The 26,021-nt window shown below is 46.6% G+C and carries 23 protein-coding genes; 17 read left to right on the top strand and 6 right to left on the bottom strand.

The annotated features are described in order from the left end of the window. Nucleotides 1-341 precede the first annotated feature (341 nt). Nucleotides 342-1,766, top strand: coding sequence for an alanine/glycine:cation symporter family protein (locus FS818_RS18985; RefSeq protein ID WP_145333691.1), 1,425 nt, complete (start codon nucleotides 342-344; stop codon nucleotides 1,764-1,766). Between the two features lie 164 nt (nucleotides 1,767-1,930). On the opposite strand, the gene FS818_RS29515 is transcribed toward FS818_RS18985, so the two are convergent. Beyond that, a complete protein-coding gene (locus FS818_RS29515) occupies nucleotides 1,931-2,770 on the bottom strand; it encodes a methyl-accepting chemotaxis protein (RefSeq protein WP_145333839.1) in 840 nt (279 codons plus the stop codon). 293 nt (nucleotides 2,771-3,063) lie between these two features. Between FS818_RS29515 and FS818_RS18975 the strand changes: the two genes are divergently transcribed. After that, a complete protein-coding gene (locus FS818_RS18975) occupies nucleotides 3,064-3,756 on the top strand; it encodes a Crp/Fnr family transcriptional regulator (protein WP_145333690.1) in 693 nt (230 codons plus the stop codon). 94 nt (nucleotides 3,757-3,850) lie between these two features. Here FS818_RS18975 and pepT read toward each other — a convergent pair whose 3' ends face one another. After that, nucleotides 3,851-5,089 carry a peptidase T gene (gene pepT, locus FS818_RS18970; RefSeq protein ID WP_145333689.1) on the bottom strand — a complete coding sequence of 413 codons (1,239 nt, stop codon included), beginning with the start codon at nucleotides 5,087-5,089 and terminating at the stop codon, nucleotides 3,851-3,853. Nucleotides 5,090-5,517: 428 nt separating this feature from the next. On the opposite strand from pepT, the gene FS818_RS18965 reads away from it, so the two are divergent. Both FS818_RS18965 and FS818_RS18960 read left to right on the top strand, forming a co-directional pair. Next, on the top strand, nucleotides 5,518-5,703 hold the full coding sequence (locus FS818_RS18965; protein ID WP_145333688.1) for a 2-hydroxymuconate tautomerase: 186 nt from the start codon (nucleotides 5,518-5,520) through the stop codon (nucleotides 5,701-5,703). Between the two features lie 540 nt (nucleotides 5,704-6,243). Then, entirely contained in the window at nucleotides 6,244-7,278 is a 1,035-nt protein-coding gene (locus tag FS818_RS18960) for an NADH:flavin oxidoreductase/NADH oxidase (RefSeq protein WP_145333687.1), read from the top strand. 529 nt (nucleotides 7,279-7,807) lie between these two features. Here the strand turns inward: FS818_RS18960 and FS818_RS18955 are convergent. Next, a complete protein-coding gene (locus tag FS818_RS18955; RefSeq protein ID WP_145333686.1) occupies nucleotides 7,808-8,578 on the bottom strand; it encodes a class I SAM-dependent methyltransferase in 771 nt (256 codons plus the stop codon). A 194-nt stretch (nucleotides 8,579-8,772) separates the two neighbouring features. Between FS818_RS18955 and FS818_RS18950 the strand changes: the two genes are divergently transcribed. From FS818_RS18950 to FS818_RS18910, 10 genes are all read left to right on the top strand, one after another. Continuing rightward, a complete protein-coding gene (locus FS818_RS18950; protein ID WP_145333685.1) occupies nucleotides 8,773-9,192 on the top strand; it encodes an SRPBCC family protein in 420 nt (139 codons plus the stop codon). Between the two features lie 419 nt (nucleotides 9,193-9,611). Further along, entirely contained in the window at nucleotides 9,612-12,725 is a 3,114-nt protein-coding gene (locus FS818_RS18945; RefSeq protein ID WP_145333684.1) for a hybrid sensor histidine kinase/response regulator, read from the top strand. A gap of 104 nt (nucleotides 12,726-12,829) precedes the next feature. Beyond that, a complete protein-coding gene (locus tag FS818_RS18940; protein WP_186331744.1) occupies nucleotides 12,830-13,999 on the top strand; it encodes a response regulator in 1,170 nt (389 codons plus the stop codon). Between the two features lie 186 nt (nucleotides 14,000-14,185). After that, nucleotides 14,186-15,541 (top strand): cryptochrome/photolyase family protein, encoded by a 1,356-nt coding sequence (locus tag FS818_RS18935; RefSeq protein WP_145333682.1) that lies wholly within the window; start codon nucleotides 14,186-14,188, stop codon nucleotides 15,539-15,541. 169 nt (nucleotides 15,542-15,710) lie between these two features. Further along, nucleotides 15,711-16,199: a GyrI-like domain-containing protein gene (locus FS818_RS18930; RefSeq protein WP_145333681.1), complete on the top strand. Its 489-nt coding sequence runs from the start codon at nucleotides 15,711-15,713 to the stop codon at nucleotides 16,197-16,199. 211 nt (nucleotides 16,200-16,410) lie between these two features. Further along, on the top strand, nucleotides 16,411-17,583 hold the full coding sequence (locus FS818_RS18925; RefSeq protein ID WP_145333680.1) for an acyltransferase: 1,173 nt from the start codon (nucleotides 16,411-16,413) through the stop codon (nucleotides 17,581-17,583). Between the two features lie 458 nt (nucleotides 17,584-18,041). Continuing rightward, complete coding sequence (locus tag FS818_RS28900) at nucleotides 18,042-18,191, top strand: hypothetical protein (RefSeq protein ID WP_186375546.1); 150 nt, start codon at nucleotides 18,042-18,044, stop codon at nucleotides 18,189-18,191. Nucleotides 18,192-18,227: 36 nt separating this feature from the next. Then, nucleotides 18,228-19,469 (top strand): HNH endonuclease, encoded by a 1,242-nt coding sequence (locus FS818_RS29590; RefSeq protein ID WP_397351789.1) that lies wholly within the window; start codon nucleotides 18,228-18,230, stop codon nucleotides 19,467-19,469. 191 nt (nucleotides 19,470-19,660) lie between these two features. Continuing rightward, the gene (locus FS818_RS18915) at nucleotides 19,661-20,320 is read left to right on the top strand and encodes a TVP38/TMEM64 family protein (RefSeq protein WP_145333834.1); all 660 of its coding nucleotides are present in this window, start codon (nucleotides 19,661-19,663) and stop codon (nucleotides 20,318-20,320) included. 29 nt (nucleotides 20,321-20,349) lie between these two features. Continuing rightward, complete coding sequence (locus FS818_RS18910; RefSeq protein WP_145333679.1) at nucleotides 20,350-21,429, top strand: DUF1835 domain-containing protein; 1,080 nt, start codon at nucleotides 20,350-20,352, stop codon at nucleotides 21,427-21,429. Between the two features lie 54 nt (nucleotides 21,430-21,483). On the opposite strand, the gene FS818_RS18905 is transcribed toward FS818_RS18910, so the two are convergent. After that, nucleotides 21,484-21,972: a cupin domain-containing protein gene (locus FS818_RS18905; RefSeq protein WP_260984682.1), complete on the bottom strand. Its 489-nt coding sequence runs from the start codon at nucleotides 21,970-21,972 to the stop codon at nucleotides 21,484-21,486. Between the two features lie 193 nt (nucleotides 21,973-22,165). Here FS818_RS18905 and FS818_RS18900 point away from each other — a divergent pair, with 193 nt between their 5' ends. After that, nucleotides 22,166-23,167: an NAD-dependent epimerase/dehydratase family protein gene (locus tag FS818_RS18900; RefSeq protein ID WP_186331746.1), complete on the top strand. Its 1,002-nt coding sequence runs from the start codon at nucleotides 22,166-22,168 to the stop codon at nucleotides 23,165-23,167. Here the strand turns inward: FS818_RS18900 and FS818_RS28895 are convergent. Beyond that, a complete protein-coding gene (locus FS818_RS28895) occupies nucleotides 23,162-23,329 on the bottom strand; it encodes a hypothetical protein (RefSeq protein ID WP_186375545.1) in 168 nt (55 codons plus the stop codon). The genes FS818_RS18900 and FS818_RS28895 overlap by 6 nt on opposite strands. A gap of 43 nt (nucleotides 23,330-23,372) precedes the next feature. After that, nucleotides 23,373-23,549: a CsbD family protein gene (locus FS818_RS18895; protein ID WP_090921556.1), complete on the bottom strand. Its 177-nt coding sequence runs from the start codon at nucleotides 23,547-23,549 to the stop codon at nucleotides 23,373-23,375. Nucleotides 23,550-24,284: 735 nt separating this feature from the next. On the opposite strand from FS818_RS18895, the gene FS818_RS18890 reads away from it, so the two are divergent. Then, nucleotides 24,285-24,722 carry a DUF1641 domain-containing protein gene (locus FS818_RS18890; RefSeq protein ID WP_145333677.1) on the top strand — a complete coding sequence of 146 codons (438 nt, stop codon included), beginning with the start codon at nucleotides 24,285-24,287 and terminating at the stop codon, nucleotides 24,720-24,722. Nucleotides 24,723-24,747: 25 nt separating this feature from the next. Next, on the top strand, nucleotides 24,748-25,929 hold the full coding sequence (locus FS818_RS18885) for an NAD(P)/FAD-dependent oxidoreductase (RefSeq protein WP_145333676.1): 1,182 nt from the start codon (nucleotides 24,748-24,750) through the stop codon (nucleotides 25,927-25,929). Nucleotides 25,930-26,021: the final 92 nt, after the last annotated feature.

Below are 26,021 nucleotides of genomic sequence, written 5' to 3'. Positions count from 1 at the left end.
ATTTACCTCATGCTTATCACCATATCCTCAGAGGCCTCTCCTATCATACTTCCCAAACGCAAATCTGCATAGAAGCTCACATGTAAGGTTAGATGACAATGACTGGATGAGAGAGGCGCATTTTCAAAAAAAATGTCCAGAAATCATGTAGGTATTTGTCTATTTCGGTAGATGCGCTTGTAGTATAAGTAACATGCATCAGTCTGAGCCTGTTGTCATGTAAAATGTTGCAAATTTTCAGTTGTTTCAAGCACGGCACCCGGTCAGTCATACGAAGTCCTGGGATAAGAAACGAATGCAGTAGTCTTTTTTTATAATACATCATAATAAGGGGCGTATCGATGGAGCAAACAATACAAGATGTTGTCGTTATTTTCAATGATTTTCTCTGGTCTAAACTGTTAATCATTCTGCTGGTCGTCTGCGGAGTCTATTTCACAACGAAAACGAGGTTCATGCAATTCCGTATGATCGGTGATATGGTCAAGGTGCTCAAAGAGCCAAAGAGCAAGGAGCCGGGGAAAATTTCTCCATTTCAAGCCTTTTGTATCAGTATGGCCGCACGTGTGGGTACGGGAAACATTACAGGAATCGCACTTGCCATAGCTTTAGGGGGACCTGGTGCTGTTTTCTGGATGTGGGTTATTGCAATTATTGGGTCGGCTTCGAGTTTCGTCGAGAGCACATTGGCTCAGATCTACAAAGTTAAAGACAAAGGTGGATTCCGCGGAGGACCAGCTTACTATATGGAACGTGGGCTTGGAAAACGATGGATGGGGGTTCTTTTTGCTATCCTGATTACCCTTTCGTTCGGCTTGGTCTTTAACGCTGTACAGTCCAACACCATCACAGTGGCATTCCAAAACTCCTTTGGAACAGACCGCTTAACGGTTGGCATTATTATGGCAGTTGTTTTTGCAGGTATCATTATGGGCGGAGTTAAACGGATCGCGAAAGCATCAGAATATATCGTGGTTGTGCTCGCCGTGTTGTATATTGGGGTGGCTGTATTTATCGTGCTCGCAAACATCACAGAACTTCCAGCAATGATTGCGTTGATTGTGAAAAATGCTTTCGGCATCGAACAGGTCGCTGGCGGGACACTGGGTGCTGCGCTGATGAATGGTGTTAAACGTGGACTATTCTCGAATGAAGCCGGCATGGGTAGTGCGCCAAATGCTGCGGCAACGGCAGATACCTCTCATCCGGTCAAACAAGGCCTGATCCAGGCGTTTGGCGTTCTGACAGATACACTGGTTATTTGTACAAGTACGGCTATGATTATTTTATTATCCGGGGTATACCAGGGTTCAGATCTGGGTGGTATTGAGCTGACTCAAGCTGCGCTCAGTGTACACATCGGTTCGTGGGCTTCAGGCTTCCTGGCGGTGATGGTATTCCTGTTTGCCTTCAGTACGTTGATTGGTAATTACTATTACGGCGAAACAAACATTGAATTCATAAAGTCTAACAAAGTCTGGCTCTGGGTTTATCGCGTTGCTGTCATTAGCATGGTGGTATTTGGTGCGGTGGCGAAGGTGCAACTGGTATGGGATTTGGCTGACCTGTTCATGGGTCTGATGGTTGTAGTTAACTTGATTGCCATCCTGATGCTGTCTAAAGTCACTTTTGAAGCGTTAAAAGATTATAAGCGGCAGAAGGCTGAGGGACGTGATCCTGTCTTCACCCGTGATCTGATTCATATTCCGGGCGAGATTGAATGCTGGGAGTCAGAAGAGGAAGTAACAGGTGCAAAAAAGGTTTAATAAACCAACGAATAAGCTTGTCATAACACCATAAAACAGGACTTGGACTACCATGATGGCATTCCAAGTCCTGTTTATTACATCCTTCAATCGAGCAGTAAGGTTTTTATGCGGATCGTTCGTGTATGAGTTGTTGTTATTGTTATTGTTGTTGTTTCCCCATGTTACTTTTCTACGGAGTAGCTGATCAATTGTTCGGACAGAGCTTTCATGCGTGCACCTGTATCATTCAGCTTCTCAATAACATCGGTGAAGGATGCAACCAGATTTGCCTGTTCCTGCGAGGAAGCAGCGATCTGGGATACTTCAACCTCCATCTGCTGAATCACTTGTTGTACGTCTTTCAAACTGGCATCAATATCGGTCGTTGCTTGTTTCGCATCAACAGAAAGTTTGCGTACTTCGGATGCCACGACACCAAACCCGGCACCGGCTTCACCTACACGGGCAGCCTCGATTGCGGCATTCAGGCCGAGCAGGTTGGTTTGTTCGGAAATCTCACGAATGAAGCCAGCAACCTTGTTAATCTGGGATGAGTTCTGGACAGCCAGTCTGGTGTTCTCCAAAATCTGTTCACTGGTAGCCTGCAATTCTTCGGCATGAGCGGCTACATGCTGCACCATGTCAACCAGGTTTGCATTGATGTCTTGATTTTCCTGAATGATGTCTTCAAGCTGATTCTGATTGGACTGGTCATACGATGCACAGAATACGGCAACGACATTGTTATCATCATCAAAGATAGGAATGTTTAGTGTGTCCAGCTCAATCCCAAACACTTCTTTGGACAGTGTAGAAAGCGTAGCTTCTCTTCCATTTTTCAAAACCGCAAAGTTCTGATAGGAATCCAGAAGTTTCATGCCTTTTTCAAATCCAAGGTCGAACTTCTCGGTGGCCAAGACATCGAGTACTTTTTCGTGATCGTAAATGGAGAGGCTGGCTGGCTCTCGGAGGATCAGACTAATATAAGGCAAGGCTTTTAACAATGCATCAACAATGTTTATGTTACTCATGGAATTAAATCATCCTCTCAATATTTAAATGTGAAGTATATTGGAAAATTTGCAGAACCTCTATTGTTCATCGGACAAAAATCGGATATCCTGAATGCCTGATTACATGAAAATCGAACTATTTTCCAAATCATATTCAAACTTTTTCCCATGTGGTGCGTTTTCTTGGATATTAGTTCTAGTTGTAACTGTTTTTATGCCAATTGATGGATGAGTTTTCAGTTGAAATATAGGACATGTGTCCATTTTGTATAGCAGGAAGATCACATTGGAGGTGGGGCTGGATGAAGGAAGTGTTGAACTTTGAGCTTATGCGGCAACTGGTTCGGGAGCATGGACTGGATCAGGTGTTGGACGAAACATTGCTTGGCGAGCTACGTCTTCTGGAGGCGGAGAAGGGCGAGATTATTTGTGAAAAAGGAGAACGTCCTGAACGTTTATATTTTCTCGTTGAAGGTAAGCTGAAAATCTTCACAACACTGCCGAATGGCAAGTCGCTGTTGCTGAGATTCAGTACACCACTCGCCCTTGTGGGTGACTTGGAGCTGGTGAACGGGAAAGAAGCGAACAATATCGTGCAGTCTGTGAATCGCTGTTTGTTACTCGCTATCAGCTACCGTGTCATTCAGAACACGTATGCCGAGAATCCGAAATTCCTTCATTTTATGCTGAGTCAGGTCACACACAAGCTGTACACGTTCTCGAATCTGTCGAGTTTGAACATGTTGTATCCCGTGGAAAGCCGATTTGCCAGCTATATGTTATCTACGGCTGATCAGGATACAGCTGCATCAGAGGAGATTCAGACATCCAAATTAACGGAACTTGCTGATCTGCTCGGTACCAGCTACAGGCACCTCAATCGGGTCATTCAGGACTTGTGCAGACGGGATATTATTCGCAAAGTAAGACGAAAGATTATCATTCAGAACGTGGAGGAACTGCGAGAGATTGCAGGAGGTAATGTGTACGAGTGAAGTGATACTAAAAAAGAGCACCCTTCAACGAAGAAGGTGCTCTTTTGCGTTCCGTCTATTCTGTATGAATCAACCTTGATCCCGTCTGCTTTGATCAGACATTCCCATGTTGTTCAAACAATTGTGCAATCTCCACAATAACCTGTGTGGCCTTGACCATATTATCTACCGATACATATTCGAACTTGCCGTGATAATTTTCCCCGCCTGTGAAGATATTCGGTGTTGGCATGCCCATGTAGGAGAGCTGGGAGCCGTCTGTTCCTCCCCGAATTGGACGAATAATTGGCTCGATACCCAGTTTTGTCATGGCTTCGTGCGCAATATCAACGATCTGGCGAACCGGCTCAATCTTTTCACGCATATTGTAGTACTGGTCGTTCATCTCTACCGTAACACTTTTATCTCCATACTTCGCTTTCAGTTCGTCCGCAATGTTTAACAAGTTGGTTTTGCGTGCTTCAAACTTCTCCCGATCAAAATCGCGAATAATGTAGTGCATCTTCGTCAGCTCTACATCACCTTCCATTGCCAGCAGATGGTAGAAGCCTTCGTAGCCTTCGGTGGATTCAGGTGCTTCCTCTACAGGTAGCTTGCTGTTTAATTCCATCGCGATTTTCAGTGAATTCACCATTTTGCCTTTTGCCGTGCCGGGATGCACATTTGTACCTCGTACCGTAATCTTGGCCCCTGCTGCGTTAAAACTCTCATACTCCAGTTCCCCCAGCGGCCCGCCGTCCACGGTATACGCATATTTGGCGCCAAAAGCAGCCACATCGAACTTATGCGGCCCACGACCAATCTCTTCATCGGGAGTAAAAGCAACCCGAATCTTGCCGTGTTTCACTTCCGGATGCTCGATCAGGTAAGCCATCGCCGTCATGATCTCGGCAATTCCAGCTTTATTATCTGCCCCTAGCAACGTTGTGCCATCGGTCGTAATCAGCGTATGTCCTTTGTACTCATGGAGTTCAGGGAAGTCCTTGGTGGACAAAATAACGTCCAGCTCCCGGTTCAGCATGAGATCAGAGCCATCATAGTTCTCGACAACCTGTGGTTTTACATTTTTCCCGGTAAAGTCGGTAGCTGTGTCAAGATGAGCGAGGAACCCAATGACAGGCACATCCTTGTCCGTATTGGACGGAAGGGTAGCCATCACGTAGCCATTCTCATCCATCGTGACTTCTTGCAGTCCAATGGACGTACATTCTTCGACAAGCAGTTTGCCCAGCGCCAGTTGTCCGGGCGTGGATGGGCAGGTGTCGCTATTTTCATCGGATTGGGTATCCATCTGTACGTATGCGCTGAGTCTCTTAATTAATATATCTTTCAAGTGAAATCGCTCCTTTACGGGTAATATATAGGTTGAATATGACGTGCCAGACTTTACATGTGGCTGACCACCCTCGTCATGAAGCAGTGCACTGCGTGCTGGGAGCTACACGTATTTCCATCTGATCTCCATCTGATCGCGTCACTTCAGGAATCTGGCACTTCAGAATGTCTTTGCCCTTCGCGGGATGGTAATATCCTCTTGAGCCTTTCAAAATGGAATTCATATTGGTAGGATATCCCTTTTGTTTGGTTTGTAACGATATCATACCATGTTTTGACGTGATTTCGAGAAGGGTATTCTGTTGATGGGATGGATTGGGGATATGAAGCTGAGGCGACTGCCTATGGAAGGGCACCAAAAAGTGCGTACTTGAATTTTTGAACCCCAGGTTCATAATAGCTATGAAGAAAGGATGTGTTTAGATCATGCCGTTTATTACAGTGAAGATGCTGGAAGGCAAAACGAAGGAGCAGAAGCGCCAGTTGATCGAACGAATGACCGAGGTTGCTTGCGATACGCTGGGTGTGGAAGCAAGTAAGGTTTTTATTTTCATAGAGGATTTGGAGAAGGATAACTACGGCAAAAACGGGAAAATGTTCTCCGATCTGTAACCAAACTGATCAAGTCAAGGAGATGCAATGCTAAAGCAATGCAAAGTGAAACGGAAATAATCGAATTAAAGGATAGATTAGTGAACAAACAAGATATACGCATGCAAGCATTCGTTTGAGGTGTGAATGAGTCTGCGTGAATAGCGTGAATAAGTGCGTGTGAACGTTGTTAAATGGTGTTTATAAGTAAACCGGTGTATAAAAGATGTGAGTAATGCGAATACGTGAGTAATGTGAGTGATGTCGCGCGCTAACGATCAGGAGAAGCCTTATTCAGGCGAATTTAGCCATTCCGATTTTCTAACGATCACCAGAGACGTTATTTGCTTCATTTTGCTTGAATGGAGCCTGTTTTTCAGGTTTTTCGATGATATAAGCTTACTGGTGATCGTTAGAATTCTGAGAGCCCCTTTTAGGCCGAAATAACGTCCGTGGTGATCGTTAGAGCAGAAACTAGGCTGGTGCTGATCACAAAGCTGATGACATATTCACAAAGCTGAACCTACAAATATAGACCATGGATAGGAGTTGTACCCAACAATGACAGAGCAATTATTCTCACCTTATCAATATAAAAGCCTAGAGCTGCAGAACCGTGTCGTCATGGCACCGATGTGCCAATATTCGGTTACGGCAAAGGATGGCATTCCGAATGATTGGCATCAGGTTCACTATGTGAGCCGTGCTGTGGGTGGAACAGGACTCATTATTATTGAAATGACAGACGTTGATCCGGATGGGCGGATTACAGACAATGATCTGGGGATTTGGTCAGACGAGCATATCCCTGCCTTCACCAAGCTGGTAGACGCAATGCATGCGTACGGCTCTAAAGTGGCGATCCAGATTGCACATGCAGGACGTAAAGCCGAGGATGCACCCCAGCCTGTGGCTCCATCTGTTGTCACGTTCCCGGGAGAAAAATATAAAGAGCCACGCGCGTTGACTACCGAAGAAGTGGAAGCAATGGTGCAGAAGTTCGCGGATGGGGTGCGTCGTGCGGTTCAAGCGGGTGTGGATGCAATCGAGCTACATGGTGCACATGGTTATCTGATTCACCAATTCCATTCTCCGCTAATGAATCATCGCGAAGATGTATATGGACAAGATCTGTCTCGATTTGGCGTAGAGGTGATTCGCGCGGTGAAAAAAGAAATGCCTGCTGACATGCCGCTGATTATGCGAATCTCTGCGGTGGAATATGCGGACGGCGGGTATGATCTCGACCATACTATTCAGATTGGTCGTGCCTATCAGGAGGCAGGCGTGGATATGTTCCACATCAGCTCCGGCGGTGAAGGGCCGTCCGGTCAGCGTAAACCTGGGAACTATCCGGGGTATCAGGTTCCTTTTGCCCGCCGTTTCCGTGAGGAGTTGAAGGCACCTGTAATCGCTGTAGGCATGTTGGAAGATGCGGCACTGGCACAGGCCGTAATCGGCAACGGAGATGCTGATTTGGTTGCCATCGGCAGAGGTATGCTACGTGACCCGTACTGGGCGAATCATGCAGCCCTTGAGCTGGGCGTTAGCAAAGAGCAGGCGGCGATTGCCGAGCAATATTCGCGCGGATATTAAAGGCTCGGGGGCTGACGCCTCCTATCGGGAAGCAGGGAACGGGATACCCATTGCTGGGAAAGTGATCCTGCGGATTATTTATGGATAGAAATGTCCAGGGAGCATATTAGTATGGTCCCTGGAAGGTGAGCGTGTAGTACCGTAAGAGATGATATGAGCAATCAGCATAAGCATAATGTGAGTACGAGTGCTAGCGTTTGGCGTGAGTGTGAGCATGAGTGCCGGTGTGAGGTAGGAGCAAGGCAGGAATGTAAGTATGAGTATGAGCATGAGTATGAGTAAGAGTGAGGGTGCTTCATATACGTAAAACGGATGTGGAGAGCGCTAACGATCAGGAGAAGCCTTATTTAGGCGAATTTAGCTATTCCAATTTTCTAACGATCACCAGAGACGTTATTTGGCTAATTTTGCTCTAATGGATACTGTTTTTCAGGTTTCTCGATGAAATAAGCTCACTGGAGATCGTTAGAATTCGGAAAGCCCTATTTAGGGGCAAATAAGGTTCGTGGTGATCGTTAGAAGTTCGGTTCTATGATGATCTGCGTCTTGCTTCATAGACGAACTTTTGACTGGATTGTGTAGGGGCTTGCCCGGGATTAAAGTCTGCATAGACTTCAATATCGGTGAATCCAATCTTCTCCAGCACAAGACGTAACTCTTCTACGCCATACCATCTTAGGGTGAGCTCCTGCATCTCCGTGCCCACAAGTTTGCCTTCGTGCCACTGTTCGTAGCGAATCAGGCTTGTTTTGTACTGGTGTAGCAGATTGATTTCGGTCGTTCTCGCTTCAACGGTAACCGTGTCACCATCTGGTAAGCGGACAGTTGATGTATCAATGGATGCGGGCTTCGTAACGTCTGGCAAAAAGAGATCAAAGATTAGCCTGCCCCCTGCCTCCAGGTGATCATAGAGATTTTGCAGGATTCGAATAGAAGAACGACGATCCTGAATAAGCATCAGTGAGCCGCTTGGAATAATAATGGCTTCGTAACGATAGGGAAGCTGCACATTTTCGAGATCGGCTACAAATAGCTCAGGCATAAGTAGATTACGTTCGGTGCATCGGGAACGGCAGGACTGAACCATAGCTTCTGAGTAATCGACTCCATCGACTTTCAATCCTGTTTCGAGTAATGGAATGAGCATTCGGCCTGACCCTGACATCGCTTCAAGGATGCGTCCGTTGCAATGCTGCAGCAGGTTGCTGTAAAATTCAATATCGCCTCCTAAGGCGTGTCCGATAGGCTTGGTAATATCGTATACCTTGGTGCATAAAGGGCCGTAATAACTGAATGACATTGTATAATACCTCCACGAGTAAGTATGTTAAAACAGAAGTGTGGAAGGTGAATTCTTGCGGAACTATCCCTTCCGGCAACCGTGTTTGGAAATGGATTTTTCAGAGCAGACTATCATAGGAATCACACACCTTATATGTAAGATAAACCCATTATAGGTTGGGTTAGAAAAAAGCGTCAAGGAGGTAACCCTGAATGGAATCATCACCAACGGCATTACCGGATATTAAGGAAGAACTTGTATTGATGGCATCTATTGAAAAAGTATGGCCTAAGGTCTCGACAGCAGAAGGACTGGGGTCATGGTTCATGCCCAGCAATCTGGAGCCCATCGAAGGACATGAATTCACACTGGAAGCAGGGCCGTTCGGACAATCCCCTTGCCAAGTGATTGAAGTGAAGCCGCAGCAAAAACTGGCCTTTCGCTGGGGTAAAGACTGGACGTTGACATTTGAACTCGCGGAACAAGCAGAAGGCACCTATTTTACATTGATTCATAGCGGCTGGGATGCGGATAAACTGACTGAATTCGGACAGGCTCACGCAGTGATCCGCGAACGCATGGCTCAAGGTTGGGCCGGACTTGTACAGAAGTTGGCCGAGGCCGTCAAGTAAAGCTTAAAACGCAGCCTTATATGATGAAATTGATGATGTGCATTGTGCAGCTAAATAAGAAAGTTATGAACCAATGCTTGGCTGTTAATTCGGATGAATATAGGAAGCCATGAATGGATGACAGGCTATCGTTAGATTAACAGATGATAGGTAGGTGTAATTCCCTGCTGGATTTACCCTGCGAACATTATTTGAGCCCCGGCTTCTCCCTGGTTTCCATCTGGCGAGAATAGTTCGGGGCTTTTTGGCCTGCTACCCTACCATAAGAAAGCCTCAAAAGTATTTTTTTGCTATGAAATGAGCTAAAACTGTTCATGAACTATTTCCGTGAGCACCGGAAACGTGTAACATGGATCTATAGGAATAAATCGACAAAAAGTGATATCTGTCGCTGTAATGAGGGTGGAAGGAATACATAGATGAGAAAACACTGGATCATGTTGACGCTAAGTTTCATTTGTGTTGTTCTGCTTCCACTGGGCTGGATCGCCCAGGTATGGATCAGTGAGCGGGACAATCCTCAGGTTATAAAGGGGCGTATAGATCTACGACAATGGGATTTCAGCCAAGAAGGTGTCGCACCGCTAAATGGCATCTGGAACTACTATCCTGACAAGCTGCTCGGTCCGGAAGATTTTGAAGCGGATATGTCAGGCCGCAGACCATTGTCCGCTCCTATGGATGTTCCCGTTCCTTCGAAATGGAATGCTGCACTTGGAAAAGGACAAGGTTATGGAACATACCACTTGCAAGTGAAACTCACCCCTAGCCACTTACAAAAACGTTATGGGATTCATACACAGAATATACGCATGTCACATCGCATTTTTATTAATGGAAATCTCATAGGGGGGATGGGATCTCCTGGGGTAACCAAAGATTCAGACCGTCAAAAGAATCTACCCTTTACAGGCTTTACTTCCATAGAGGGAGATACAGCTGACATTATTATTCAGGTATCCAATTATAGCTATGCCTCTGGAGGTATAGTTGCATCTGTTTTATTCGGGGATGAGGCTAGTATTTTCCGAAGGCAGCAGTTGGACGGGCTTAAGGATCTAATGACCTTGTTTGGATTTATTCTGCCCGCTGTTTTTTTTCTCGTATTGTTCAGGCTGCGTCGAAGTGAGAAAGAGCTTCAATTTCTAGGGCTGTTCAGCCTCTGGGGTGCATTGTATGCACTCACGCATGGAGAGAAGTTGCTGGCCACATTTATACCTTTACTGACGCACGATGCGATGCTTCGGCTTCAACTTCTCAGCGGAGCATTCTCGTATTACTTTTTGCTTCGATATCTGGCTGCACTAGTACCGGGGGCCGTCCATGGTTGGTTTGTGCGTTTGGGCTTGATTCTGCTTGTTGCTCAGTCTCTGATAGGTCTTACTTTTCCTACCACACTATTCTCGGCTTTTGAAGCACCGATGCTTCTTATTTCGTTCTCAGTGTTAATCTATGCTATACGAACCATGATCTTCTGGTCGCGTAAGAGGACAAACGATAGCCACTTTGCACTGGTCGGGCTAATGAGTATTATCATGGTTGTTGTGTTGTTCACGATCGGGGCATTTGTGGCGATTGACACCGCCTTTCTCGCATTGCTTGAACTTCTGTTATTTGTTCTGATTCAGATGTTTGTTACCGCTATTCGTTTTGCACAGTCATTCCTTGAAGTGGAAGCTTTGTCGGAGCGTTTGCTGGTGATTGACAGCCTCAAGGATGAATTCATGGCCAATACGTCGCATGAGCTGAGGACACCGCTACATGGCATTATTAACATTGCGGAGTCTATGCTGGAAGGAGCGGCAGGAGCTGTTACGCCAAAACAGGCCAAAAATCTGTCCATGATTACCGCTACGGGGAAAAGATTATCCCTGCTAGTCAATGACATTTTGGACTTCTCCAAACTAAAAAACAGTGAAATTGAGTTAAATCGCGTTCCTGTTGATTTGGAGTCGGTCGCTCGAACAGTGGTTGAGGTTTCGGGGTTTACGTTTGATGACAAGCCCATTGTGCTGATTCAGCAATGGCCTGATGCATTACCGCTGGTGGAAGCGGACGAGCATAGGCTACGGCAGATTCTCTATAACCTTCTTGGCAATGCTTACAAGTTTACAGAGCACGGCGTGATACGGCTGTATGCCTCTGTTGAAGGGGACAAGGTCATAGTATCTGTTGCAGATACTGGCGTGGGAATCGCATCCGAAAGGTTGGATGATATTTTCCAATCTTATGAGCAAAGCAATGGAACGATGGAACGGGCTTATGAAGGGACTGGGCTGGGACTCAGTATTACGAAAAAACTCGTTGAGCTGGGTGAAGGCGAAATATGGGTCGAATCAGAACCGGGAGTCGGATCGACGTTTCATTTTACGTTACCCATTGTACAATTACCGTTACTACAAGAACAGATCAGCCCCGTTCCGGCTCGTTATGTGACAACACAAGGGAAAAAGGCGAAGGACTATGTTGCCAGGGATTTGAATGACTCCAGTCCAATGCATGAGCAGGATGGGAATCATGCCGGGGAACCTACGATTCTGATTGTGGATGATGATCCTGTGAATCGGCATGTGCTTCTGAACTTGCTCTCTACGGAGCATTACCGGGTTATTGCAGCGGATAGCGGTTTTAAAGCAATCGAGCTGTATGAGCAACACCCATCCATAGATCTGGTTATTACCGACTGGATGATGCCCAAAATGTCCGGTCCGGAGCTTTGCCGCAAGCTACGGGAGCATCGTTCGTTGTCTGAGTTGCCTATTCTGATGCTGACTGCTCGCGGATTACCTGAGGATATTCGGCATGGTTTCCAGGCAGGGGCAAATGACTTTTTGAGTAAACCGGTCGATGCGGGTGAATTGCGGGCGCGGGTTCGAACGCTGATCGACCTGCGTACCTCCGTACAGGATACGATCCGGGCGGAGATGGCTTTTCTCCAGGCGCAGATCAAACCTCATTTTCTCTACAATGCGCTGAATGTAATTATTGCAACTTGTGCTGTAGATCCCGATAAGGCAACGGACCTGCTTATCGAATTGAGTCATTATTTGCGAGGCAGCTTTGATTTTCAAAATAGGGATCAACTGGTTCCTTTGTACAAAGAGCTTGAATTGGTGGAGTCCTACGTTCATCTCGAACAGGCGAGGTTTGAAGACAGGCTTGTCGTTAAATATGAAGTACAGCCGGATTTAAGATTGTTTTTGCCACCGCTCACCATTCAACCGCTTGTAGAGAATGCGATTCGTCATGGGGTCATGGAGAGGGAAGCAGGTGGTACGGTGCGGCTTCATATTTTCCAGGAAGGTGACGATGTCATCGTTCGTGTACAGGATGATGGTGTGGGGATACCTCCTGAACGTATGGCTCAGGTGAAGTCAGGCCGAACAGAAGGTCCCGGAGGTGTTGGGCTGCAAAACATCAATCGCCGTCTTATGTCGCTCTATGGACAGGGATTGAATATCCAGAGTCATGTGGGAAGCGGTACACAAATTCAATTTCATATTCCGCTGAACCAGGTTAATCATTTTACATGAGACTTTGAGTTCATGGAATGGGTAAGTATGGTTAACATGAATAAGCAAAAGCCGATATAGCGGCTATCCATATTAAATCTCTCATGGCAGGAGGTTGGGGAACGTTGAGAGCCATAGTCATTGATGATGAGAAGCCAGCGCAGCTTCATCTGCAGCGTCTGCTGCAGTCCGATGGAAGAATTAATCCTGTTCAATGTTTTTCAACAGCACGCGAAGGTATTCACTATTTGACCATCGATCGTGTGGATGTTGTATTTCTGGATATTGGTATGCCAGAGGTTAATGGTCTGGAAGCAGCTGAATATATACAGCAACTCGATTCAAGCATTCGAATCATATTTGTAACCGCGTATGCGGACCATGCGGTGGAGGCATTTGAGTTGCATGCTCTGGACTATGTATTAAAACCGGTCAGTTCTGCCAGACTTAGCAAGACCATTGATCGTATTGCAGGTACGATGTCTTATCACGCTCAGACAGCAGCGGCGATGGAGGTGCAGGAATCGGAACCTGAAGCCGAAGCCGGGGAGTTGGAATTCAAAGCACCCGGTTTGTTGACTTTTAAACATCTGGATATATTCAGAAGTATGGATCATAGCGACGAGAAACATAAATGGCGAACCACCAAATCACAGGAGTTATTTGCATTTTTGTTTCATCACCGGGAAGAGTGGGTAAGCAAGGAGGTTCTGCTTGATAAGCTTTGGGCCGATGTATCTCAGGATAAAGGGCTGACACTGCTACATACTTCTGTCTATCAGATTCGTAAATTATTGAAGGAATGGAATATGACAGGCAAGCTGGAGTACAATATGAACCGTTATCGTCTGCTGACAGGTAACTTGGTGAGCGATATTGAACAATTTGAGCAGGCCTTGTCCTATGAAGCGGTTACTTCGGATAATGTGAATCAGCTGAGACAGATTGCCTTGCTCTATCGCGGCGATTATCTGGAGGAGCATGATTATGATTGGGCCAGATCCAAGAGCAGGGAGCTTCGTCGCAAGTATATGGGACTTGTCATGGATATCGCTCATTGGGAGATGGCGCATGAGCGGGGAGAGCAGGCAATCGAGCTATTAATGGAATTGCAGGAGCGTGAGCCTTATTCGGAAGAAATCTGCCGGTTAATGATGGAAGTCTATGCTTCTATGGATGATCAACAAGGCATATTGCGACTGTATCATTCCTTTACATTGACCTTGAAAGAGGATCTGGGTCATCAGCCCGAGCCCGAAACGAGCAAACTCTACGAAAGTCTGACCAAACCATAGATATTAGGTCGTGTCTGAAAACGCTGAAGAAGGCAGATTTTGCTGAAGTTTCGTTCCAAGCAAGGAAGTTTCTGCAGGCGTGCCGGGGCACGTCAAGGGAAACTGACGCAGCAGGGGGCGAAAAGGCGGTGAAAGATGCACTTCAGCAGGTTTCAAGACACGCCCTAGGCAGAAGGGGTGTAGCGCGTGAAATTATTCATACACCGCAAAGATCTGCGTACAGATGATTTAAGCGCTTTGGATTATTTGCGTGAGCAGGAAGAAGAGAGCCTGCATGTGTTGATCTATGATCCATTCCTGCTCCGGCAAGGCCGGGAGAAGGAGCATAGCGGTGCAAACTTCCTCCGTCATGCTGCAGCACTGGGCAGAAAGTATACGAAAGCGAAACGGCAACTGCAAGTAGCTTACGGTAAACCCGCTGAAGTGGTGGATTGGTTACTGAGCCACATGGAGGGTAAGATCAGTGAGATTGTCGTCCATCGGGATATGACGCCATATGCGATGGAACGGGATCGGGAGATACGTAAAGTCTGTGAATCCTATGGGATCACATTCACCCAACTGACGGATCATTTGCTGATTGAACTGAAAGCCTTTGCCAGTTTCACAGGCAAATCAGAACCCTATAAAGTTTTTGCTGCCTTCCATCGACGCTGGGTTGAATTCATGAACGAACATCCTAATCCACCATCGGCAATTACGATTGCAGATGTGGACGTCTCTGAACGAAATGTGGATTGGCCGGAGGTTATGAAGGTTCCTGGTGCTTTGTTGGAGAATTCGGATGAGGCAGGAGATGGAGAGGACCCGCATATGTTGCTGGATCGTTTTCTGGCCGAACGGGTGGCGGATTACGGGGATCATCGGGATGAGTTCGAGGCCTATGAGCCAAGTCATCTCAGCTCTTATGTAGCTGTGGGGGCAGTATCTATTCGCAAGATGTATGATGCTGCACAGCGTATCTCCGAAGCTGGGGAGTGGATCAGACAGCTCTGTTTCCGCGATTTCTACTTATACAGGGCAGTTTATGAGCAGGATTACTTTACGTATGAAAAAGTGTATGATCTCTCTGTTCTTCAAGATACTCATTTCGAACGTTGGTGCAAAGCGGAAACGGGCATCCCGATTATCGATGCCGCGATGACAGAACTGAACGAGACCGGGCATATGCCCAATCGGCTCCGCATTCTGACAGCGATGTTTTTGACCAAAAACCTTCAGTGTCCGTTCACGCTGGGTGAAGCATACTTCAGAAGAAAGCTGAAAGATTACGATAACATCCAGAACCGGGGGAACTGGCTGTGGTGCGCATCACTGGGTGAAAATGCTGCGCCATATTTCCGTGTGAATAATCCGGTTACACAGTCGGAGAAGTACGATGCTCAGGGCGACTATATTCGCAAGTGGCTACCCGAGTTGAAGGACTTGCATAGCAAGGAGATTCACCAACCACGCAAGGATGCGATCGTAGATCTGAAAGTTTCCAGACAGGCAGCCATTGACGTGTACAAGCAGATTCTGGCGAGCCGGGAGAAAAACTAAATTTTGATAGGATGAGGAAGGCAGGGAGGCGACTCCTTGTCTTTTGTTTTATATATCAGGACATGTGCGACATATAATTACAAATTTTGTGATTTTTATAGTATAAGATAGAGTTAGAACAGAAAACATGGCATTGTCAATTCCATTGTTGAACGAAGGGATGAGGTGTATGAAACCAATACTATCGGCAGAGTTGGTCGGTAAAGAGGCCGCCACAATGATCGGTCTGAGATGGGAGGGAACGTTCGCTGAGGCAGGGGCTGGAGGTATTCGCAAGGTGCAGATCGAATTTAAGCGTCGCCTGCATGAAATCAAGAATATGATGCACCCGGATGAGCTATTGGGTTTGTCGTATCATATGACAGAAACCGGGTTTGTCCACTATGTTGCCGTCCAGGTAGATGACGTGGCATCTCCGAATGTCCCGGAGGGTATGGTTCAATTTGAAGTTCCGGCACATGATTATGCGAAATACAACCATATCAAAGGAGAATCCATTGAATCTTCATATCATCGAATCTATGCATGGATTGAAGAACAGGGACTCGTTTTATCGAATGAACCGCTTACGCATTATGAAATGTACCCTATGAAGCAGGATTCCAATGATCAAGAACCTGAATTTAACATTTTTGTACCGGTAAACAAAAAAAGTTAGAGTAATGACACAACAAGCCGTAGGCCGCGTCATAGCGGTCTTTTTGACATGTGTGACAATGTGAATAGTATAAAAACTTCTTGGAAATTAAAGAAAAATTAAGGAATTGGACTACACATGTTAAGCGATATGCTTTTTAATAGATAGAGAGCTTCATGGACTAAGTCATATTTAACATATTGACGAATACATAAAGGAGAACCTCTATATCATGAGTCAAACACTGAAAAGAGAACGAATCCCGGAGTTAAATCTCGTACGGGCTGTGGCGATTATCGGTGTGCTATTTGTACATTCCACCTCCAATGCTACGCTGGAAATGACCAATTCCAGTTACTATTGGTTGTACAACTTTGTTAATATTTTCATGAAATACGGTACACCAACCTTTATTTTTTTGAGTAGCTTTGTGCTGTTCTATAATTATTACACCCGTCCGCTAGACAAGAAATTAGTCACGAATTTTTACAAGAAGCGCTTTGTCTACATTTTGTTGCCTTACTTCCTGTTTTCGATTATGTATTTTGTTGTACAGCATTACCTGTATTACCAGGGACGCCCGTTTAATGAGTCGTTGATTACTTTTATTGAAAGGCTGTTTACAGGCAAAGCCTACACGCATCTATATTTTGTCTTTATTAATATGCAATTTTATCTCATCTTCCCACTCGTGCTATGGCTATTGAAGAAACATCCTTCTGTTGTAAAGTGGTCTATCCCGATCGGGCTTTTTATTCAATGGGCCTTCATCGTAAGTAATAAATACGGGTTCCAGGTGCCTAACAAAGGAAGCTGGGCTTTCTCTTACTTCTCCTATTTCATGCTTGGAGCTTTTATGGGGGTGTATTTCCCGCAAATCAAACAATGGTTTGTGATCAGCCGGGCGAATGCAACTAAAGTGCGCGTAGCTTCATGGATTGTCCTGTGGGTTGTGTGGATCACGGCGGGACTTGCTCACGTCTATATTTATTATTTGCTACGGTTGAAAATTGCGACCTATAACACGTTATGGTATGAGCTTTTCTGGAATGTGCATACCTTTGCCTGTGCGCTGGTCATTATCCAGATTGCATACTTGCTCTATCGCAAAGGTCCTGCACTAATCGTCAAACCGCTAAATCGACTGGGTGCATTATCCTTTGGCATTTATTTGATCCATCCGTTTTTCCTTCTGTTTTATCGTGAGCATCCACCCCAAACGGGGGTATCCTGGTTGATTCATCTGTGGTACGCCGCCGGATTTGGTATTGCACTGATCGCTTCATGGATTGTGGTCGGGCTGGCGGCACGATTCCTGCCACATGCCTGGATTATCTTTGGTAATCTGCCCAAACCGAAGCCACGTCTTGTACCGCAACAACATTCGGGGCAAGTGGATGTTTGATCTTGAAGTCAGATCATACCTGATTAAAAGCCATTTTCCGGTTCAGCCTTAGGTTGAGCTTGAGAATGGCTTTTTGTTGTGCTGAAGTGATTCGGGGGTTCTGCAGATACTATGGGTGTGTATCGTGGGAACGAATGTTTCTTTTTCAGAATACAAGGGTAATCATAAGGCGGAACGATAATAACTACTATATAAGTTGAACTATTTATTTACGCAGAAACGGAGAGTGCAGGAAAAATCTGGAAAGTCGAAGCGGTCGGCTAAAAGCTTTCTGCAAGAAAGCTACATCGGAAGCATAAGCTTATCATCGGATTTTTTTGATTCCCTTTAGAAAAGGGAATCAAAAAAATCCGGGGATAATAGCGATGGGAAGGTTATTCTGTCGTCGTAGTGCTCCGTGTAAACAGCTTTAGTTCAACTTATAGAAAACTTCGAGAACAGGATCAAGGTGATCATACATGACAAGATGTGAACAATGCGGGAAACCGATGCAAGATATATTGGAATATGTGGAGCACATTCTCCACGAATGCAGTGAGCAGGCAACTGAATTTAAGTCGGAAGAGTACAAGGGTTACGGCTATGAGGGTGTTCGCGAACAGTTGTGATACAATAGAAAGAAACCGGATTCATTCGGAACCGAGGTGACAACCGTGGAGACAGGATCAGCCGCTTTCCGCGAAGGGAAGACAGAACAGGAAACGCGGCAAACCAAGACATGTTTGTATTGCGGAGAGCGACGGCCTGCGTCGGAGTTTCGGCGTAGAACGGGAAGGCGTGCGAGTTCGGGAGCCAGGCGCGGAGCTTGTCGCCGTTGTCGTCAACTCGGTGTACGAGAACAACGTATGGCCGAAACAGCTCAATCCGTAAAGTCTGAACAGCGTCGAAATGCGATGGACAACTCCCTTCGGGAAGACATGGCTTCATCTCCGGTGAAGAATGATCGGGAACGGAGCAAGCATATTGGCTCAATGGAATCAGCCGCTGGAGATGAACCCGGCCGTGATCTGGTTAACCGGGTAGATTCAGATGAATTAGCAAGTCCGGTATCTTCTGAATCTGGTACTGTGCGGATCGGCCAGACGGAGAAGGATGGTACGATTGCTTCGGTTAGTGCTACGCCCAGCCAGCGGAAAAAGCGCCGAAGACGGCGGAAAAAGAAGCCGTCAGAGATGATAAATGCGCATGCTTCTGCTCAGGCAGAGAGCGAGAGTAAGGCATCCACCGATCTGCACGCGGTGGATGGTAGGCTGCCGGGCGGGGAGCGTCCGCCCGGCGATGTGCATTCGCCAGGCGTAGCCGCTGCGAATGGCAAGGGCAGTGCGGCGGCGAAGGCACAGCCAGCCGCCGCCGGGCGCGAGCCATCGCATGCCAGCCGCAGTCACGGGGCTGGCATGGATGGCCGTCCGCGGCGTCATCACGCGCCGCCGGCAGCGATTGACCCGGAAGATCCGGCTTCGCTCCGGACCAACCGTCAGGGCATGGTGCGCATGCGCGGCAAAACGGACAAAGGACGCCGCTGGCATCAGGAAGTGGATATGGAACTTGCCGTTACACTGGTGAAGGAAAAAGCTGCCGTTGTGATTAATCGGTATACCATTCGCCGATTGTTCAGCAACAAGGATTTCAAGCGGTTTATTCTGGAGCGTGACAAGTATACCTGTTACTTCTGCGGCTCCTATGGAGATACCATTGATCATCTTCTTCCACGGGCCAAAGGTGGACATACAACACCGCTCAATTGTGTATGTGCCTGCAATCTGTGTAATCAATCCAAAGCGGCGATGGATGCCGACGAGTTCATGCGCTCGGGCATTCCAGAGTGGAATGCAGCCCATCAGGCAGAACTACTCGCGCTGGAGATACAGGAAACGGGATTGGAATAAGCGATAGACAAGCTAAGCTCCTGAAGATTCAGGAGCGTTCATATGCAGAGCACACCTGGGTGAATGATCAGGGTGTGCTTTTTTGGCTTGTGCCCCAATTCGAATATTTCTTCAAATTGACAACGATGCGACATCCGAATGTACGTTATACTTGATAAATGAACTAGATCGAATAGATTGGATGGATGCGGATGACACCAGCGGCACTTGATATTATGTCATACATCACGGAAGAAAATATTCGGTTCTGGCTGGAGAAGTTTCGTTCTCTCGGTCCATTGCCGGGCATTTTGCTTACGTTTATGAAGTCTTTTGTACCACCGCTTCCAACGTTATTAATTGTGGGTGTGAACGGAGCGGTGTACGGGTTGTGGGCAGGGTTTTTGTACTCCTGGATCGGCATGGTGCTTGGCTGTACCGTGACCTTTCTGATCGTGCGAGAGATCGGGAAGTCTGCATTTGTGGAAAAGTGGGCACGCAAACCGCGTGTGCAGCGCAGTATGGTATGGATTCGCAGAAACGCATTCAGTTATGTATTCCTGCTTAGCATTTTTCCCGTGGGGCCATTTGTCATAATTAATGTGGCTGCAGGTATCGCCCGTATGCGATTGTTATCTTTCCTGCTCGCGGTGGGGCTCGGTAAAGGGATTATGATTTTCTCTGTAACGTATATTGGTTCAAATGTAGAGCAGTTTCTGGAGCATCCGGTACGCTGGATCGGCGTCGTGTTGTTCATTGCGGTATCCCTGTGGGCGAGCCGGAAATTGGAACGTCACTTCACCCGGTTTAACCCTGATCAAGATGAACAACATCCGATACATCAGGCTTCGGAAAAATCGATTTCCTCATGAACACCACTCAAATCTGAGGAGGCTCCTGCATGATACAAAGTGTCTTTGATTTTGATAACGAATTACACCAGATGAATGAGGATGAGTTAAGAGCATTGTTGCGTGAGCTTTACCTGCGGACAGACATGGCACGGAGTGACAAGCTTAAAGACACAGATAATATGTCGTTTGCAGAGAGGCAATACCAGTTGTTCAGCCTATTGCACCAAGAGCGGAAGCTTAGACAAGAGGGACTTCCATGGCCAGATTTGCAAAATATAAAGGAAATCCATATCGCTATTGGGGAATCCCCTTTGGGAAGTGTCAAAGTGGCCATGGGGAAGTTCCCCAATCGGGAACATAGACATTTCTTTTCCCTAAATGATCATTATGCTGTTGGTCCTTTGGGTGATTTGACGGATGCAGTGGTGTTGCAACGTAGACATCTGTGGTTGGCGGAGAAACTTTACCTGACGGAGCATGGGCAGTATCTTCTGCAAGGTTTGGAGCAGTTGAAGCGTATAGGGCTATTTATCAATTCAATTGCTGAAGAAACCCGGATCATTATCTGGTATGCGAATAATGCTCATGAACGAACCGGCCTGTTATATGTACTTCATCTGCTACGCCATCGTCGTCGAAGTCCAATTCAATTAATCGATACCACGAAACTGTTTCAAGCATTTGATGATGACGAATCTGAACGGGATCTTTTCCGTTTGGGCGAGTTGATGCCTGATCAATTGGCCTCCATGTGGAAGAAAAGTATGCATGCCCAGCCGTTATCTTCAGAGCAACGGAGCGTTATGGAACAAGAGTGGCTCGACTTGGCAACACAGCCAGGAACCTTGAGACTGATGAAAGATCATGTAGTCCACAGCGTCTCTGAGGACAGCCTGGATGAGTTCATTTTGGAGCAGGTGAAAAAACTTTCTGCTGAACGGGAATCCGGCGAATTCATCAATGCCGCACGAATCGTGGGAGAGGTGCTCGGAAATCTGTCTCAAGCTGTCGGAGACTCATTTATTGAATACCGGGTGCGTCAGCTTGTACTTCAGGGCAAACTTGATATGGAGGGCAGCCCGCGTGCCATGCGCTTCTATCGTGTTCGAATAGCAGGGGAAATGTAGCTCCATTCGGAAAATCATCCCCCTGCTTATATGGTTTTCATTACGACAACAAACTCAAACCCTGTGATTGAACCACAGCTTGGTTAAAGGTCCGCCTTTCCCATACACCGGGTCTGTGTCCGGTACAGGAACCTCTAGAATTTCTTGCAACACCTCAGGCCGCTCCCCCGGTTTGCCTGTACGAGTGTTGTAACGCATACCTTCAGGATAAGCTCCCGCGATCCGAAAATCAGGACTGGCTTCGAGACGTTTATGGCCGGTTCCGGCAGGCAATACAACCACGTCCCCACTCTCCAGATAGACCTTCTTTCCGTTCTCACCGCCGATAATTAACTTAACAAATCCGCTCATTACCGCAAGCGCCTCGTGTGCATTGCTGTGATAATGATGATAATCATATACACCGTTGATCCAGCTGTTGCCCCATCCGTTCCGGTTCAAGCCGGATTCGGCAAGGGTAGGTTCGGTACGCCAGACTCCTTTGTACAGAAGTACTGGCAGATGCGGATGATTTGGAATGACTCCGTCGTCTTGAAATTTCATGGAATGGATATCGCTATAATCTTGCCTTGGATCTCTCATTTTGGTTTCACCTCTTTCCATCTATTAACCTTTCAGGGAATAAAGGAATAAAAAATATTTGTAAAATGATACAAAATGTATCATTCTCAGGTTATACTCGTACAGACATTCTCTTTAAAGCGCCCGATGAAAAAAATGAGTAGGGGGAAAATGTGTGAACATTGTGGTTACAGGAGCTTCAGGATTTGTTGGATTTAATCTTTCACAGTTTTTGGCGCAAAAGGGACATCAGGTCACTATGCTTGATCAGGATGACTACTGTCAGAGACTTGTTCACCGCTCTCCATTGCACGACATGCCATTCATCAAGTGTAACCTTGCTAAAGACAATATTCATTTGCCCCCTAATACAGATTACATTATTCATCTCGCCGCCATGCCTCACGTCGACTATTCATATCATCAGCCTGCAGAGGTATTTCGCAACAATACTCTCAGTACACAAGCTATCCTGCAATATGCTACCGATCACGACATTCCTTTTTTACTGGCTTCGTCCGTTGAAGTGTATGGTGGAGAATGGGGCAGAGTGTACAACGAATCAGACCCTTATGCGCCTGTCTCCCCTTATTCTGCCTCGAAAGTCGCTTGCGAGACACTAGCCCAATCCTACGCTCAATGTTATCAACTTCCGGTAAAAACATTCCGTCTGACCAATTTATACGGACCATGGCAACTTCCCGATCGCATTATCCCGCGTAACTTCGGGCGCATGCTGGATGGATTGCCGCTGGATATTCAGGGATCAGCTGTACGTGATTTCCTGTATATCGATGATGCGCTACGAGCGATCGAGCAGATTATGACCCATGGCCAAGATGGACAGACCTATAACATCTCTACCGGTATTGGAACGACAATGCAAGAGATCGGGATGTTACTGGAACCTCTCGATCAATCGGCAACAGCGAAGGAGATCAGGGAGCTGGAGCCTACGCAATCCAGAGGTTCGAGCTTAGTTGTTCATTCCGGCAAGTTGCGCGCATCGTTTGGCTGGTATCCCCAGAATACACTGGAGCAGGGTCTGGAGAGGACATTCCAATGGTACCAGGAGCATGCCGACTGGGTTAGACTATTCAACCGGGAGTACCATACAACACGTACAAGTCGCAGCTTTATCATTGATATGGCACGGTATTCCGTACCAGCGTTATAAAAAAACAAAAAAAAAGCCAGGGAAGGGTGGTTTTTCGGCACCTTCCTTGGCTTTTTTTTGCGCCCCCGTCATCAGATTCAGATTCAGAATGTTCAGTGTATCCGAACGAATTGAGCCCAAACTTTGACGGTCAGGCTGGCTTGCCACTCTTGCGATCTTCACGCAAGGGGCGTAAAGACGATCCAAGAATGCAAGCCAGACTACATTATTCGTGATGTTTTTTCACATCGGCCACTTTATCTTGAACGGCCCCTTTGGCCTTATCCATTTTACCCTCAGCCTGAAGGGACTTGTTGTTCGTCGCGTTACCGATCTGATCCTTCACTTCGCCTTTGGCTTTGTTAATGCCTGCTTTGATTTTATCGCCAGTTGAATTACTCATATCGAACATCTCCTTCGTTGTCTGGTGTAGTCCTTATTAACCGGGCTGAGGATAATTTAAACGTTCACGATTACAAGAGATTTGAGAAGGGGTTCTAAACTGAAGTTGTGAGCACACCTATCTAGTGTGGAAATTTTGCAATCTCTTTCAAGAAGGTCCATACTTGCTTGAGTAAGATGTTTGAACGGGGAGAATAAGGCTGGGGCTGTCGCTGCATAATAACCAAAGTGACCAAATTCGTTGCATGAACGGTAGATTTCTGGGAATCCAATCCTGAAAAAACGTTCAACATGCACTTTCATATGTGCTTTTCGTACATATGGTTTGTTGTGATCATGTCTTAATACCACATATGGTAGCTTGTGGCGTTTGGCAAAGAAATATGACCCGTCGAGACAAGCCAACACTCCTTGACAAAAAAATCGATTTTGTTACAATGTTCACAATATCTTCACAAGTGTAAAAAATTTCTTTTTCATGTTCATGTGTAAGAGGTGTAATATAAGGGTATAGAGTTCGATTTCGGCCTGCTTGTCGTTTTGTGCGTCAACATGCGTTGTGCGCAACAGACCCAACATACCATGCATGCGTGAGAGTCGTCTTTTTGGATGCTCTTATCCTAATGTGTGAAATTTGGTACATTTAGTGTATTGATGTATTTGTGGTTCGGCTCAGCTTGACAGGCATCATGAAAGTCGCGGACTTCTATCCCAAAGTAAAGGAGGACTTTCTCTTATGTCACAATCGCCTACTCAACAAGAGGTGCCAGTAACAGAAGGCGCAGAGCGCCAGTCCCTGGACGTACTGGATCAACTGATGAAGCCCGAGGTACAGGAGTCTTTAACTGTATTGGTGGAGAACCTGCCTAAATTGGCTGAAATGGTTACTGCAATGACGAAAGCTTACGACTTCGCACAAGGTATCGCTACGGACAAAGTTCTGATCAGCGACACAATGAGTGCAATGGGCGAGTTCGCTAAACCTGTTGTAGACAAAGCCAAAGGTGTTGCTTCTGCTGCCATCGAGGCAAATGACCGTGCGCAAACCGAACAATCTTCGGTTGGCCTGTTCGCTATGCTCAAAATGCTTAAAGATCCAAACGTACAACAAACGCTTCGTTTTGCTCAATCTTTCCTGAGCGTCCTGAACGAGCGTGGGCAATCGAAACGTTAAGACTTAGAAAGAACGGAGGATGGATATGTCGAAGCAAATTTTGATCTTGGGTGGAGGATACGGCGGTCTGTTGACTGCGCTGACTGCGCGTCAATACTTGACCCCGGAAGAAGCGACAATTACAGTCGTGAACCGTTACCCTACACACCAAATTATTACGGAACTGCACCGTCTTGCAGCAGGAAGCATTTCTGAGCAAGCTGTTGCTCTCCCGCTTGAAAAATTGTTGCGCGGTAAAGATGTGAACCTGAAAATCGATACGGTGGATACAATCAAGCCGGACGAGAAAAAAGTTCTCATGACTAGCGGCTCCACATACTCTTACGATGCACTCGTTGTTGCTCTGGGTAGCGAAACAGCTTACTTCGGAATTCCGGGACTGCAGGAATACAGCTTCACGCTGAAATCCGTTAGTGATGCAAACCGTATTCGTGCGCATGTTGAAGCACGTCTGGATGCATACAAGCAATCCGGCAACAAAGCAGACGCTACATTTGTTATCGGTGGCGGCGGCTTGACAGGTATCGAGCTTGTCGGCGAATTCGTTGATCTTCTTCCAGGTGTATGTAAAGAAAAAGGTATCGATTTCAACGATATCTCCCTCTACACGGTTGAAGCAGGTCCTTCCATCCTGGCAGGTTTCCCGCCAGAGCTGGTTGATCGCGCAAAATCCAGTCTCGAAAAACGCGGCGTAAACTTCATTGTTGGCGTAGCGATTACAGAGATGAAAGAAAACGAAGTTATGCTGAAAGACGGCAGCTCCATCCCTACAAACACACTGGTATGGACAGGTGGCGTACAAGGTAATGCAGTTGTTGCCAACAGTGGAATCGAAGTGGATCGCGGCCGTGCAAAAGTAACGGAAGTGCTGCAATCCACATCTCACAAAGATGTGTTTGTTGCTGGTGACAGCGCAGTAGTCTTCCCTAGCGAAGGCGCTCGTCCTTACCCTCCAACGGCACAACTGGCTTGGCAAATGGGTGAAACTATTGGTCACAACCTGGGCGTAATGTTCAAAGGTGGCGCAATGGAATCCTTCTCGCCAATCTTCTCCGGTACGCTGGGAAGTCTGGGTCGTAAAGACGCTGTCGGCATGATCGGTGGCAACCAGACTCGCCTGAAAGGTCTGCCTGCAACCATGATGAAAGAAGCAAGTAACATCCGTTACCTGTCCCACATCCATGGCTTGTTCGCACTGGCTTATTAATCTATAACACTAACGTTAAAGGGCGCCCATCGGGCGTCCTTTTTTGTTATGCAGTCGTTACCTAACGTAAACCCAAAGAGGCGAAGACGGGA

Source organism: Paenibacillus xylanexedens (genome assembly GCF_007680605.1).
In the GTDB taxonomy this organism is placed as follows: domain Bacteria; phylum Bacillota; class Bacilli; order Paenibacillales; family Paenibacillaceae; genus Paenibacillus; species Paenibacillus xylanexedens_B.
Note: the sequence above shows the minus strand (reverse complement) of the source record. Positions and strands in the feature narration are given on the sequence as shown.

Bases quoted from the DNA above. Each gene is read 5' to 3' on its own strand.
- FS818_RS18915 (WP_145333834.1), top strand. From the start codon at position 19,661: ATGACACCAGCGGCACTTGATATTATGTCATACATCACGGAAGAAAAT.
- FS818_RS18890 (WP_145333677.1), top strand. From the start codon at position 24,285: ATGTCACAATCGCCTACTCAACAAGAGGTGCCAGTAACAGAAGGCGCA.
- FS818_RS18905 (WP_260984682.1), bottom strand. From the start codon at position 21,972: ATGAAATTTCAAGACGACGGAGTCATTCCAAATCATCCGCATCTGCCA.
- FS818_RS18925 (WP_145333680.1), top strand. From the start codon at position 16,411: ATGAGTCAAACACTGAAAAGAGAACGAATCCCGGAGTTAAATCTCGTA.
- FS818_RS18930 (WP_145333681.1), top strand. From the start codon at position 15,711: ATGAAACCAATACTATCGGCAGAGTTGGTCGGTAAAGAGGCCGCCACA.
- FS818_RS18985 (WP_145333691.1), top strand. From the start codon at position 342: ATGGAGCAAACAATACAAGATGTTGTCGTTATTTTCAATGATTTTCTC.
- FS818_RS18955 (WP_145333686.1), bottom strand. From the start codon at position 8,578: ATGTCATTCAGTTATTACGGCCCTTTATGCACCAAGGTATACGATATT.
- FS818_RS18945 (WP_145333684.1), top strand. From the start codon at position 9,612: ATGAGAAAACACTGGATCATGTTGACGCTAAGTTTCATTTGTGTTGTT.
- FS818_RS18960 (WP_145333687.1), top strand. From the start codon at position 6,244: ATGACAGAGCAATTATTCTCACCTTATCAATATAAAAGCCTAGAGCTG.
- FS818_RS18885 (WP_145333676.1), top strand. From the start codon at position 24,748: ATGTCGAAGCAAATTTTGATCTTGGGTGGAGGATACGGCGGTCTGTTG.
- FS818_RS18950 (WP_145333685.1), top strand. From the start codon at position 8,773: ATGGAATCATCACCAACGGCATTACCGGATATTAAGGAAGAACTTGTA.
- FS818_RS18910 (WP_145333679.1), top strand. From the start codon at position 20,350: ATGATACAAAGTGTCTTTGATTTTGATAACGAATTACACCAGATGAAT.
- FS818_RS28900 (WP_186375546.1), top strand. From the start codon at position 18,042: ATGACAAGATGTGAACAATGCGGGAAACCGATGCAAGATATATTGGAA.
- FS818_RS18895 (WP_090921556.1), bottom strand. From the start codon at position 23,549: ATGAGTAATTCAACTGGCGATAAAATCAAAGCAGGCATTAACAAAGCC.
- FS818_RS18975 (WP_145333690.1), top strand. From the start codon at position 3,064: ATGAAGGAAGTGTTGAACTTTGAGCTTATGCGGCAACTGGTTCGGGAG.
- FS818_RS18965 (WP_145333688.1), top strand. From the start codon at position 5,518: ATGCCGTTTATTACAGTGAAGATGCTGGAAGGCAAAACGAAGGAGCAG.